The sequence below is a fragment of the Metabacillus indicus genome (genome assembly GCF_046603695.1).
GTDB lineage: Bacteria > Bacillota > Bacilli > Bacillales > Bacillaceae > Bacillus_P > Bacillus_P indicus.
The window spans coordinates 560,750-572,805 of record NZ_CP176757.1; the positions used below are offsets into that span (position 1 = coordinate 560,750).

Sequence of the window (12,056 nt, forward strand, 5' to 3'; positions counted from 1 at the left end):
ATTATACAATTGGTTCAAACTGCTTTGAATAGAGAAGCGAATAAGCTCCTTGCCTTGCAAGCAGTTCATCATGTGTTCCTTCTTCGGCAATACCTTCTTCTGTTAAAACGATGATCCGGTGTGCGTTCCGGATTGTGGAGAGGCGGTGGGCGATGACGATGGTTGTTCGGCCTTTTGCGAGCAGTTCCAGTGAGTCTTTGATGATGCTTTCACTTTCGTTATCAAGCGCGCTCGTTGCCTCATCTAAAATCAGGACTGGCGGATTTTTAAGGAAGACGCGGGCGATGCTGAGCCGCTGCTTTTGTCCGCCCGAAAGTCTTACACCCCGCTGGCCGATTTCTGATTGATAGCCGTCCGGCAGTTTCATGATAAAGTCGTGGGCATTGGCGCTCCTGGCTGCAGCGATAATTTCATTATCACTTGCTTCGGGGTTTCCGTAGCGGATATTTTCCATCACTGTCCCGGCAAACAGATAAACATCCTGCTGAACGATCCCAATGTTGTTCCTTAATGAGGCTAAATCAATCGTTCGCACATCGAGCCCGTCAAGCATCACTTTACCAGCGCTTACATCATAAAAGCGGGGGATGAGAGAGCAAAATGTTGTTTTGCCTGCTCCTGACGGGCCAACCAGGGCAACGTATTCCCCGGGGTTTATTTTCAGCGACAAATGATTAAGGACGTTGTTCAGGTCTTCTTCGTACCGGAATTGAACATTATTAAACTCAATTTCGCCGCGCACGTTCCCCAGTGTAACCGCACCTGGTCTATTTTCAATTGTGGGTTTCAGCTTCATGATTTCCGTAAAGCGCTGGAAGCCTGTGATTCCTTCCTGGAATAACGTGCTCATTTGGGCCATTTTTTGAACCGGCTCGAGCATGTAGTTTATATACAGCATAAACGTGATCAAGTCGGCTAAATCCAACGTCTTATTTACGATGCTTGAACTTCCGAAGATGATGACCGCGATCGTAATCAGCTGGATGAACGTTTGGGTGACATTGTAAAAGTTGGCTTCTGTCTTATAGAAGCTGATTCTGCTTTCAAGAAAACGGTTATTTTCACGGGTGAATTTCCCGATTTCTACCTGCTCATTGGCAAAAGATTTCACAACCCGGATGCCGGCCAGACTATCCTCCACCTGAGCGTTCACATCTCCAATTCTTTCTTTGTTTCGGATCAGCGCCTTGTTTTCAAGTTTATTGAAATAGAAGATGATGAACCCAAGGACAGGCAAAAAGCAGAAGATCACAATCGTCAGCGGCGCGTTAATAAAGAACAAGATGAAAAAGGCTCCGATAAAGCGGACGAGATATTTTAAGTAGTCTTCAGGTCCGTGGTGATACAGCTCGGACAGCCAAAGCAGGTCGTTTGTAATTCTGGCCATGAGCTGACCGGTCTTTTCCTTATCATAAAAGCTGAACGAAAGCTTCTGCATGTGTTCAAACAGCTCGGTGCGGAGGCTGCTTTCCATTCTGGCACCAAGTTCATGGCCTTTGTAATCCACGATATAGTTTCCGATATTTTGAACGGCGGTAACCAAGAGCATCAGCCCGCCAACCCAATACACCTGCAGAATCGCATTTGACAAGTCTCCCGCCAAAACTTCCTTGGTGATATACCGTACAAGCAGCGGAAATACCAAAGACAATGCCGATACAATCAAAGCACATGCCAAAATGGATAAAAATAATCTCAGATGCGGCTTATAATAAGAGAAAAACTTTTTGACTGGAAAATCCATGATTTACCCCTTTATGTGTTATTTAAATGAACACATATAAGGGGGTACACCGTGACAATTAAAGAAGTGCTGCCCCCTTATATGTTTGTACGGTATTGTTCATGATCTTTCTCATTGAAAATTCCTCCTTAAGGGTTGATAAGAAAATTATAGTCTAAATCTTTTTGTTGAGTACAGAAAATTCATTAAATTAACGGTAATCGTTTTAAAACAGTTTTTCCTAACTACAAAACAAATCCTACCCATAACATATTTGATTAAGGAGAATCCAACATGTTCACAATCCACGACAGCAAAATCCTTGCCTATCAAGTTGATTTTGAAAACTTGCACATTGAAATAAAGGCAGTGGATGAAAAGGGGAACAAGGCTAATCTGCTGTTTGAAGATTTCTTTGCTTACCATTTTGAAAACCAGCTGCCGGGCAGCATTCTTTTTGACATTACTGAAGGTGATATCAAGGATTTTGCTGAGAATCATAAGGAGCTGCTGAAGGAATCAAAAGACTATGGATGGCCGATGGGTTATAGAAATGCAAAGGAATTGACCAATCATATTAAGAAAAAAGGTTATATGTACTATAAAGTAGAAGCTTCTTACGGGTTAAACGGCTGGATTTTAGCCAGGGGGATGCGTACGGAAGAGTGTTCATCCTGAAATCAACAGCAAAACCCGGGAACGCATTCCCGGGTTTCTTTTATTTCTTCATTAAGAAAAACTGGTCATAAAATCAATCTTCCTAAACGGACTGTGCTTTGAGGCCATCAGTTTAATCAGAGTGCTTTTTTGTGCATTCAGATATTTTTCCTGTTGGTCTTTGCTTTTTTGGACGAATTCGGCTCCTGCTGTGCAGGCTGTCAGGTACTCACGCCAGCTGGTGTACATAGTCTGTGCAAGTCTGACTGCGCGGAGCTCGTAGTATTGCGCTTCTTCCTGAGTAAGGAGGCCGTTCTGTTGTGCGTGTTTTGCAATAAAAAGGGCGTTGGAGAGATCAAGTGCACCGATGCTGTGTTCATTTAAGCGATGCATGTACTTTTTTACGGCTGAGAGCTTTGCCTTCAGTCCTTCTTCTTCCTCTCCGGAAATCAGCTCCTGGGCTTCATTCTCTGTGAGGAACAAAAGGGAGCTTTGAAGGACGTAAAATTCTCTCCTGTTTCCTATTGTTAAAAACCACTCCAGCAGGTCCTTTGCAGTATTTTTGTCTGTGACCCCATAATGCTTCAGATGGTTTTTGGCGGCGCTTTTGCTGAACGGAACATCTGTCAGAAAGAGAGAGTAATAGAAGGTGGGATAGCCGATCATACACAGTGGTGCCATTGTGTTCATATATTTTTTCTGTTTACGGTTCATAAAGATGCTCCTCCTTTCTATAAAACCATTTTCCGTACGCGGTTCCACTCTCTCAAAATCGTAATCACAGAATAGATCCATAATACTGACCAGAACAGCGGAATCAGGGTGTACTCAAAATAGAGTGATAAATTAATATACTGAAAGAGTGAATAGACGGCGTATAAGACTTTAAGAATCGGATGATCAAACCAATTCTCTCCGCCAAGAGCCTGCAGTTTGTTGTGGCTCACTAGTAGAAAAATGAAAGCGAAAAAGATCCTCCATTTCAAGTGGCAATACAGAAAAATACGCAGCTTATCTTTAAACGTATCAGGCCTGATCTCTTTCTTAATTTCCTTCTTCGTCAGCGGCTTCCGCTTATAGCTGTTTCGGAACAGAAAATCATTGATTTTAGCCAGATAAACAATGGTCTCTGCATCTTTTCCCTGAATCCTCTCCAGGTGCATAAAGGTTTCACGGGCTTTCTGCCATTCTTCTTTTTGAAAATAGATTCTGCCTAAAAGGCTGAGAGCATCCGGGTGGTCCGGGTGGTCAGAAAGGATTTTCAGGCAGGCTTGTTCCGCCTCTTCATATTTTCCTGTTTTAAATAGCAGCTGTGCAAGTAGCATTCGATTTTTGATGTTTTCAGGCTGAAGCACGCATGCTTTTTTAAAAGCATCAGCCGCTTCTTCAAATCTTCCGCTCCGTTCATAAATCATTCCGGCAATTGTCTGCAGCTGCGGATCATCCTGGAAAATAGACAGGGCCGTATTCACATAGGTTTCTGCTTCTTCCAGCCGGTTTTCAAGGAGTTCATCGAGGGCTTTTTCCCGATTCATCAGATAGAGATCATAGGGAATGTCCTCGATATGTAAAAGTGGCTGATAAGAAAGCGATGGATAGAGCCCTGTATTGTCTTTGAGACGACGCAGAAATTCCTCGGTTTCTTCTTCGCCGAGAAGATACGGGTCCTCCCTCAGCATGTCAGTCCACTGGAAGGTGTCTTCAAGCAGTTTCCAGATGTAATCCGGGAGATAAGGATTCAGCTCGAGAAAGGACAGGAGCCGTTCACTCAGATAATCTCTTTGCTCCATATCCCACAATGCATCATCATTGAGGAGTTCAAGCCATTTCTCCTTGTTTATGCGGGAAGGGAAGTGGTCATAGAGCTGCTCCACTTTCTCCATGAACAAATCGATTGTTGAGCGGGAATCTGTTTCTGTCTCCTGCCATTCTGAAAATGGGAAATGAGACGGGAGGGGAGGGGCAGGTTCCTCCTCCATTTGTACATGTACGCTCTCTTCATATGCTCTTTCTTCAGCAGGACGTAAGTTTCGGTTTTTCCATGCCTTTTTGACGGTGTCAAAGGCCTCCCGCAGCCTCTGATAGCCTTCCGGATCGTCTTCAGGGTGATGAATTTTGAGCTTTGCCGAGTAGGCTTTTTTAATAACGGTCATGTCGTCAGTCGGTTCGATGCCTAATATCTTCCACGCTGAATTCATCGCTGTCTGCTCCAGTTTTCCATCTCTTCCAGGATCTCTTTTAAGCGCGCTGCGGCTGCGCGGATCTTCTGGTCATCCTGTGACGCAAGGATGTGCTCGAACTGTTCCAGGGCAGCGGCTGCAGCTTCCCGTTCGCGTCCAAGTGTTTCTTCATATAACCGTTCGCCCCTTGCGAGAAGGAGCCTGTTTTCCGTCCGGTCTCTCGGATGAATTTTAAGAGCCTTCAGCTCTTCCATTCTTTTTTCCATTTCAAGAGGGGTCATGCTTCCTGCATTTTTTTCAATCATCATGTTTTGTTTGCTGCCGGTGCTGATGGTTGTGACCTCAACCTCAAGCAAGCCGTTTATGTCGTATGTATAGCGCACATCGACAGCTTCTTTTCCCGCAGGCGACTTCGGAATCTGAACGGTCAGTTCGCCGATTTTCAAGTTATTTTCAACGCGTCTGCTTTCTCCCTGATAGATGTCAATGACAATCCGGTCCTGGTTGTCCTTGATCGTGTAGAGGCGTTCGACTCTGCTGACGGGAATCGGCGTATTTCGCTCAATGATCGGAAGGAAATGGCCGGACGTGTAGGAGTCGGCATCATGCTGCTTCACGACATCTGTTCCGAGTGAATAAGGGCACACATCGGTCAGGATGAGTTCGTCCACGGCTTCATTCCGCTCTTTCAGCGCAACCTGGACGGCAGTTCCAAGGACTACTGCTTCATCAGGATGAATCGTCAGGAAGGGAAGCTTGCCGAAAATCTTTGTGACAATGCCTTTAATCATCGGAAGTCTTGTGGCTCCGCCAATCAGGATCACAGCGTCAATCTCGTCTGTCTGCAGGTCGGCGTCCCGCAGTGCGCGTTCGATTGGATTTCGAAGTTTCAGCACGAGAGGCTGGGCTATTTTTTCAAAAGTAGTCCTGTCTAAGCTGGTTGAATACTCCTGACCGTTGTGATGAAGCACCATCCGGCCGCGCTGATGATGGTTGCCAAGCTCCCGTTTGCATGTTTCCGCCTGCTTGAACAGGACAGATTGCGCCCGTGCATCCAGGTCATCTGCCGCAAGCTTGTGGTCGTTCAAAAAATAGTGCATGAGCAGGTGCGTAAAGTCCTCGCCGCCGAGAAAATTGTCTCCTGCAATAGATTTAACCTCCATGACTCCTTCAAAAAGCTCAAGAATCGATACGTCAAACGTTCCGCCGCCAAGGTCAAAGACGAGGAAGCGGGTGTCATCATTCTGCTTGTGAAAGCCGTATGCAATAGCTGCAGCTGTCGGCTCGCTGATCAGACGGTCAACCGTAAGACCTGCAAGCTCGGCTGCGCGCTTTGTCGCTTTTCGCTGCTGGTCATTAAAATAGGCCGGAACACTGATGACCGCATTTGTGATCTCTTCATTCAAAAACGTTTCTGCATCTCTTTTTAAAGACTGAAGAACAAAGGAGGACAATTCCTCCGGAGACAAATGATAGGTTCCGAGATGATAGGTTTTAGCCGTGCCCATATAACGCTTAAAAGCGGATGCTGTGAGGTGGGGATGTGAAATCTGGCGCTCTTTTGCAATTTCGCCGACGAGGATTTCGCCGTTGTCATCAATGCTGACAATGGATGGAGTCAAATTGCTGCCGAGTACATTTGGAATAATTTTTGGCCCTTCTTCAGACCAAAACGCTGCAAGACTATTGGATGTGCCCAGGTCGATGCCAATGACAGTCATTCTGTTCTCTCCTCTATGAAAAGTTCTATTTATGGAGTCTATTATATAAGCTGGAAACGAAAAGTTAAAACAATAACTGGTAATTTTAAGGATATTCTTGTAGGCGGAAGAACAAGAGCTGTTTTTCCCTCAGCCGAAATGGTATATAATAAGAAAATGCGTCTTTCTCAAGAAAGACGGACTTCAGATACGAAAAGGTGAAAACAAATGAACAGCACATGGTCAATGCTTGAAGAAGCAAAACCATTTTTAAAGGAAGCCTGGGAAAAGGCTTCGTATACAACTCCAACAGCTATTCAGGAAAAGGCGGTTCCTGCCATTCTGGACGGACGCGACGTGATTGCAGAATCGCCGACGGGAACAGGCAAAACGCTTGCCTATTTGCTGCCTGTCCTGCAGCGCATCAATCCTGAGAGCAAGAATATCCAGACACTGATCATGGCGTCTTCAAGGGAACTGGTCATGCAGATCCATGAGGAAATTCAAAAGTGGTCAGCAGGGAGCGGAATCTTGGGCGCAAGCTTCATCGGCGGAGCCAATGTGAAAAGACAGCTTGAAAAGCTGAAGAAGCGCCCGCAGATTATCGTCGGAACACCCGGACGTGTTTATGAACTGATCAACCAGAAAAAAATCAAGATGCACGAGGTTAAGACGATTGTTCTTGATGAAGGTGATCAGCTGCTGCAGCCGGAGCATCTTTCGAACATCAAAAACATCATTAAAACAACATTGAAAGACAGACAGCTTCTTCTTTTCTCGGCGACTCTTCCTGAAAAAACGGAAGCTGAAGCTAAAAAGCTGATGCAAAATCCGGAGCTGATTAAAATCAGCCGCGGAGAAGCCGTTCAGTCTGATGTTGAACATATTTATTTCCCATCAGAACAGCGCGACAAAATTGATCTTCTTCAAAAGCTTTCAAGAGTGGAAGGGACAAAAGCGATTGCATTCGTAAAGGATATCGGTAATGCAGCGGTCCTTGCTGAAAAGCTGATGTACAAAGGCATTGAACTCGGCATCCTGCACGGCGACTCTTCAAAGCGCGAGCGCGAACTTGCGATGAAGAGCTTCCGAACAGGGGAGATCTCCATGCTGCTTGCAACAGATGTCGCAGCACGCGGCCTTGATATTGAAGGTGTGACGCACGTTATCCACTATGACCTGCCGGAAACGTCTGAACAATATGTTCACCGCTCAGGCCGTACGGGAAGAAACGGTGCCAGCGGAACGGTCGTATCTCTCGTGACAGAACGTGAAGAACGCGAATTAAAGCAACTGTGCCGCAACCTCAAAATTGAGCTGCACAAAAAGCGTTTTTACCACGGGGAAGTTGTGGATTCAAAGTGAGTTAAGTGAAGGTCCTGCACTTAGTGCGGGGCTTTTTCAGTTGATGTTACATTATACAGCTATAAAAAAGAAAAAGCCGCCGGGAAGGCAGCTTTGCACATATCATGGGGCCAATCTTGGATGTATTTTTAAAGTGTGTATATCTTTAAGAAACTATTCATGATTATCCACAATGGGATAAAAGAGGCATGTACGAAGATATCCACAGATGATTTACGTTTCGAAACAATAATGTAAAGCGTTTACACGACTTATGCACATTATCAACAGTTTAAACACAGACTTTCCGTGAAATCTGTGGACTGTGGGAATAAGGTGAATAGAGGGGATGTTCATGCCGGAAAGATATTATTCACATTATCAACAGGTGTGTGGATAACTTTATCCCCATTTGAAAGCCAGTGACGGAAGAACCATCACTGGCTGATTTTTTTCTGCTATAATGATTTTCCCTGACGCTGGTCGGCAGCTTTTGCTCTAGCCTGAGCTTCTTTGTCTGCACTGTCTGCGAGTTCAGCTGAATATTCCTCGTAAACACCGTCAGCTTCTTTTTTTAAGTTTTTCGGTACTTGAGGCAAGTTGCTCTTGTTTTTGGACTGCTGGCTGTTTGCTCTTCCCATGGTAAAAGCCCCCCTAAAAAAAGTTGAACGCAAGGTTCTTGTTTAGTGTGGATTATTTGGGAGGACTTATGCTGGTAGTTGCTGACTTTAGGCGTTAAGCTCACATACGGTCAAGCGGTTATTTGTCTTTGAGCTGGTTAAGAACACTTTCCAGGGAGCGATCATGAAAGTTTGTGTTGCTAACTCAGATTAAGAACACTTTCCAGGGAGCGATCATGAAAGTTTGTGTTGCTAACTCAGATTAAGAACACTTTCCAGTGAACAATCAACAGAGTTTGTGCTGCTAACTCAGGTTAAGAACATTTTCCAGTGAACGATCAACAGAGTTTGTGCTGTTAACTCAGATTAAGAACACTTTCCAGTGAACAATCAACAAAGAAAATGCTGCAAACCAAGGTTCACAGCACTTTCAAAAAATATTCACCAGCGTTTATGCTCCAGCCTCAACGCCCGCTTTTGCTGCCTATGTACCCGCCCGCGCGGTCCGCCATTTTAAATTCCCGGGAATAGGTTACTTCTTGAGCGCCGCTTAGAGAGTTGCGTGTTTTTTCGCGTTTTCTTTTGTCCGACATGCTTTTTCACCCTTTCGAATTTGTGTCACATCTATTTTCGTCATCCCGGCAAAAACTCATACAAAAAAACCTGCTTCTTATGAGCAGGTTTTTAGGCTTTTCTTATTTTAGGCTTCTTTAAGATGCTGTTCCTCTGTTTCTGCAGCGGTGCGCACCGTATAGAAGGTGTAAAGGTCTTTTGAAATTTCGTAAAGGTTATAGATATCTTCACCCTGATTGATTTCATCAAGGAGTGGTTTTCGTGTTTCGTTCGCGTTGACAACGTACGGCAGTTTTTCAGCTGCTTTTGTTGAGCGGACGTTTTTCTTGCGGATGCGAAGGAAAATCCGATCAATGCCAAGCTCAAAAAAGAGTTCATTAAAGAAGGCATCTTTTGCGGCCTGGTTATAGCCTTTTCCGTGGTATGGTTTCCCGAGCCATGTGCCGAGAAATCCTGCGTTGTCCTGGATGTCAAACAGACTGATCGTTCCGATTGGAGAGCCCCATTCATCAAGAATGGTACGTGAAATTAGTTCCCCGCGCTCTTCTGCTTCAATTGTCTGTTTGGTTAAAAAAAGATATTCATCAATTGATGCTGCTTTGTGGCGCACAAATGGGAAGACATCAGGGTGGATCATATGATCATATAGCGGCTGACTGTCATGAATATCACGTTTTTTAAGCATTTGCTGTCCCTCCAACCAGAGGGCAGACTTACAGACTTGTCGTGTGAAAGTCCCACCCTCGAAATTTTTTAAATTAGCCAAAAAATTTCGGGGTGGGAATCGAACCCACTAGGACCAGTTTACTGGTGGCGCACCATTTGCCTTCCCACGCAATTGCATCATTCGGTTTTTAGTAATAACTTCAGGAATACTTAGACTCGGTTTTCGATGTCCAGCTGCAGCGCCCAACTCCTCTGTCAGAACAAAATCCCCCAAAAAGTCAAACCCGGACTTTTCGGGTGATTTCTTATCTGACTGCCGGAGCAAAACGGGCGCTTCCGCTTTTCTAGCATATTACTCTTTCCTCAAGTATCATACTCGATTTTTTTTCAAAATGGAACAATTTTTTTTGTTAATTTTATGTGAATTTGAGCACATTTTTTGAGACTGAGAAAGCGCTGTTTTTCAAGAGGGAAATTCAGGTTTTTTGGTAGACTATTTTCCCATTTATCATTGTCAGCTCGGGCTTTGCGAGGTAGTGGAACGGGTGGTGGTTCCACAGGACGATGTCGGCGTCTTTTCCCGGTTCAAGGCTTCCGACAAGGTGGTCGATCATCAGGTTTTTGGCAGCAGTTATGGTGATGGATTCAAGAGCGAGTTTTTCGTCAAAACCTTCCCTTACGGCGATGGATGCGACCACGTTCAAATACTGGATCGGGGTGTAGGGGTGATCCGTCGTGATGGAGACTTCCACCCCCCGGTCAGCGAGTGCCTGATACGTTTCCCAGCTTTTGTTTTTGAGTTCGATTTTTGATTTGCGGGTAAGGGTCGGGCCTACGCTTACTTTGATGTTTTTACCGATAAATTCATCTGCGATCAGATGGCCTTCTGTACAGTGTTCAATCCTGAAATCCAGATCGAATTCTTCTGCAAACCGTATTGCAGACAGGATGTCATCTGCTCTGTGTGCGTGAATGCGGACTGGGATTTCACGGTTCAGCACTTTTTTAATGGGGATGGATCTGAAGTCATCGCAGTCATTCATGCTGCATTTGGCTTTATAAAAAGCTTCCCTGAGCATGCCCATGATGCCCATTCTTGTAATGGAATCCTTATTGCCGTGGCTGTGAATGCGCTTCGGGTTTTCGCCCAAAGCAATTTTAAGAGCAGCCGTTTCCACCACGAGCATGTCTTTGATATTGATGCCGTGGGTTTTGATGACGGATGTTGTTCCGCCGATTACGTTCGCGCTGCCCGGCATGACGTGCACGGTCGTGATGCCGTACCGAACAGCATCTTTAAAGCCCTGATCAAGCGGATGAACGCCGTCGAGCGCGCGGATGTGAGGCGAGAGCACTTCAATGGTTTCATTCGCATCATTGCCTGCCCAGCCTGTTCCTTCATCATACAGGCCCAGATGTGTATGAACATCGATAAAGCCTGGGAAAAGAAACTGCTCCCCGCAATCAATGATGGCTGCATCAGGCGGGGCAGGGAGGTTCTTGCCGATTGCTTTGATTTTGCCTCCTGTCACGAGCAGATCTGATTGATAGAGCGTTTTTGACGTTATGGGGTATATGGTTGCATTCCTGAATAAAAAGCTGTCCATGGCAAACTCCTATTCTGAGTGACCTATCTTGATTTTAATAAGTCTGACAAAGCATCCTCGAGTATTGGAAATGTAAAAGTAAAGCCGTTTTCTGCCGCTGCCTTCGGAATGACCCGCTGCCCTTCAAGGACAAGGATGCTTCGCTCCCCAAGCGCCAGTTTCAACGCAAATCCCGGGGCCGGAATCCAGTGGGGGCGGTTCATCACTTTTGCCGCGGTCTTCCCGAATTCCTTCATCTGCACGGGATTTGGAGAAACGGCATTCACGGGACCTTCTATTGTGCTGTCTTTCATCACGAAATGTATAAGTCTCACTACATCATGTATATGAACCCATGACATCCATTGTGTGCCTGAGCCCACTGTCCCGCCCGCAAATAATTTATATGGAAGAAGAATGGCCGGAAGCGCCCCTTTGTCACCGAGAATGATTCCGAAGCGGACAAAAACGGTGCGGACCCCAAGTTTTCCGATTTCCTCTGCTTCCTGCTCCCATTTCATGACGGTCTCTGACAGAAAATCAGTAGCGCCAGGTGCGGATTCTTCCGTAAAGGTCTCGGTCTCTGACGTACCGTAAATGCCGACGGCGCTCGCGTTCACATGGACTTCAGGTTTCTTATGAAGGCTGTCAATGATTCTGTATACTTCACGCGTTGTTTTGATTCTGCTTTCGACGATTTCTTTTTTGTTTTCCTCCGTCCATCTGTCGTTGATGGATTTGCCTGCAAGATTGATAAAGGCATCAATGCCCTCGAGTTCTTTTTCAGGAGCGGCGCCGTCTGTCATCCATTCAACAAACCGGACACCGCTTTTATCGCTTTCTTTTTTCGATCTGGTTAAAATCAGCACTTCATTTCCGTTTTCAGCGAGATAGTCGGTCAGTTCGTTTCCGACAAAGCCCGTTCCGCCTGCGATTGCTATTTTCACGGTCATCACTCCTTGTTATTCTCTTTCCTTATAATTCAGCACTCAAACCCCAATAATCCT

The 12,056-nt window shown here is 45.5% G+C and carries 11 protein-coding genes; 2 read left to right on the forward strand and 9 right to left on the reverse strand.

Annotated elements, in window-relative coordinates; genetic code table 11:
- Window position 1: 1 nt before the first annotated feature.
- Window positions 2-1,744, reverse strand: coding sequence for an ABC transporter ATP-binding protein (locus ACK1LH_RS02925; RefSeq protein WP_411334440.1), 1,743 nt, complete (start codon window positions 1,742-1,744; stop codon window positions 2-4).
- A 273-nt stretch (window positions 1,745-2,017) separates the two neighbouring features.
- Here ACK1LH_RS02925 and ACK1LH_RS02930 point away from each other — a divergent pair, with 273 nt between their 5' ends.
- A complete protein-coding gene (locus tag ACK1LH_RS02930; RefSeq protein WP_411334441.1) occupies window positions 2,018-2,401 on the forward strand; it encodes a hypothetical protein in 384 nt (127 codons plus the stop codon).
- A 51-nt stretch (window positions 2,402-2,452) separates the two neighbouring features.
- Here ACK1LH_RS02930 and ACK1LH_RS02935 read toward each other — a convergent pair whose 3' ends face one another.
- The 3 genes from ACK1LH_RS02935 to ACK1LH_RS02945 are packed head-to-tail and all read right to left on the reverse strand — an operon-like array spanning window position 2,453 to window position 6,281.
- Window positions 2,453-3,094 carry a DUF1266 domain-containing protein gene (locus ACK1LH_RS02935; RefSeq protein WP_029567084.1) on the reverse strand — a complete coding sequence of 214 codons (642 nt, stop codon included), beginning with the start codon at window positions 3,092-3,094 and terminating at the stop codon, window positions 2,453-2,455.
- A 17-nt stretch (window positions 3,095-3,111) separates the two neighbouring features.
- The gene (locus ACK1LH_RS02940) at window positions 3,112-4,578 is read right to left on the reverse strand and encodes a tetratricopeptide repeat protein (protein WP_411334442.1); all 1,467 of its coding nucleotides are present in this window, start codon (window positions 4,576-4,578) and stop codon (window positions 3,112-3,114) included.
- A complete protein-coding gene (locus ACK1LH_RS02945; protein ID WP_411334443.1) occupies window positions 4,575-6,281 on the reverse strand; it encodes a molecular chaperone HscC in 1,707 nt (568 codons plus the stop codon). Before ACK1LH_RS02945 ends, ACK1LH_RS02940 begins: the two co-directional genes overlap by 4 nt.
- 207 nt (window positions 6,282-6,488) lie before the next feature.
- On the opposite strand from ACK1LH_RS02945, the gene ACK1LH_RS02950 reads away from it, so the two are divergent.
- Window positions 6,489-7,625, forward strand: a complete 1,137-nt coding sequence (locus tag ACK1LH_RS02950) for a DEAD/DEAH box helicase (protein WP_342826764.1) — start codon at window positions 6,489-6,491, stop codon at window positions 7,623-7,625.
- 437 nt (window positions 7,626-8,062) lie between these two features.
- Here ACK1LH_RS02950 and ACK1LH_RS02955 read toward each other — a convergent pair whose 3' ends face one another.
- The 5 genes from ACK1LH_RS02955 to ACK1LH_RS02975 form a co-directional block, all read right to left on the reverse strand.
- Window positions 8,063-8,245, reverse strand: coding sequence for a YfhD family protein (locus tag ACK1LH_RS02955; RefSeq protein ID WP_029285923.1), 183 nt, complete (start codon window positions 8,243-8,245; stop codon window positions 8,063-8,065).
- 443 nt (window positions 8,246-8,688) lie between these two features.
- A complete protein-coding gene (locus ACK1LH_RS02960) occupies window positions 8,689-8,817 on the reverse strand; it encodes a YfhE family protein (protein WP_081414248.1) in 129 nt (42 codons plus the stop codon).
- Between the two features lie 107 nt (window positions 8,818-8,924).
- Window positions 8,925-9,482, reverse strand: a complete 558-nt coding sequence (locus ACK1LH_RS02965; RefSeq protein WP_411334444.1) for a GNAT family N-acetyltransferase — start codon at window positions 9,480-9,482, stop codon at window positions 8,925-8,927.
- Window positions 9,483-9,939: 457 nt separating this feature from the next.
- Window positions 9,940-11,070 (reverse strand): amidohydrolase, encoded by a 1,131-nt coding sequence (locus tag ACK1LH_RS02970; protein WP_411334445.1) that lies wholly within the window; start codon window positions 11,068-11,070, stop codon window positions 9,940-9,942.
- Between the two features lie 23 nt (window positions 11,071-11,093).
- Complete coding sequence (locus ACK1LH_RS02975; protein ID WP_411334446.1) at window positions 11,094-11,996, reverse strand: TIGR01777 family oxidoreductase; 903 nt, start codon at window positions 11,994-11,996, stop codon at window positions 11,094-11,096.
- Between the last annotated feature and the right edge of the window lie 60 nt (window positions 11,997-12,056).

What these genes read in the sequence shown, in the direction of transcription:
- ACK1LH_RS02925 (WP_411334440.1), bottom strand. Translation starts at nt 1,744, where the DNA reads ATGGATTTTCCAGTCAAAAAGTTTTTCTCTTATTATAAGCCGCATCTG.
- ACK1LH_RS02930 (WP_411334441.1), top strand. Translation starts at nt 2,018, where the DNA reads ATGTTCACAATCCACGACAGCAAAATCCTTGCCTATCAAGTTGATTTT.
- ACK1LH_RS02935 (WP_029567084.1), bottom strand. Translation starts at nt 3,094, where the DNA reads ATGAACCGTAAACAGAAAAAATATATGAACACAATGGCACCACTGTGT.
- ACK1LH_RS02940 (WP_411334442.1), bottom strand. Translation starts at nt 4,578, where the DNA reads ATGAATTCAGCGTGGAAGATATTAGGCATCGAACCGACTGACGACATG.
- ACK1LH_RS02945 (WP_411334443.1), bottom strand. Translation starts at nt 6,281, where the DNA reads ATGACTGTCATTGGCATCGACCTGGGCACATCCAATAGTCTTGCAGCG.
- ACK1LH_RS02950 (WP_342826764.1), top strand. Translation starts at nt 6,489, where the DNA reads ATGAACAGCACATGGTCAATGCTTGAAGAAGCAAAACCATTTTTAAAG.
- ACK1LH_RS02955 (WP_029285923.1), bottom strand. Translation starts at nt 8,245, where the DNA reads ATGGGAAGAGCAAACAGCCAGCAGTCCAAAAACAAGAGCAACTTGCCT.
- ACK1LH_RS02960 (WP_081414248.1), bottom strand. Translation starts at nt 8,817, where the DNA reads ATGTCGGACAAAAGAAAACGCGAAAAAACACGCAACTCTCTAAGCGGC.
- ACK1LH_RS02965 (WP_411334444.1), bottom strand. Translation starts at nt 9,482, where the DNA reads ATGCTTAAAAAACGTGATATTCATGACAGTCAGCCGCTATATGATCAT.
- ACK1LH_RS02970 (WP_411334445.1), bottom strand. Translation starts at nt 11,070, where the DNA reads ATGGACAGCTTTTTATTCAGGAATGCAACCATATACCCCATAACGTCA.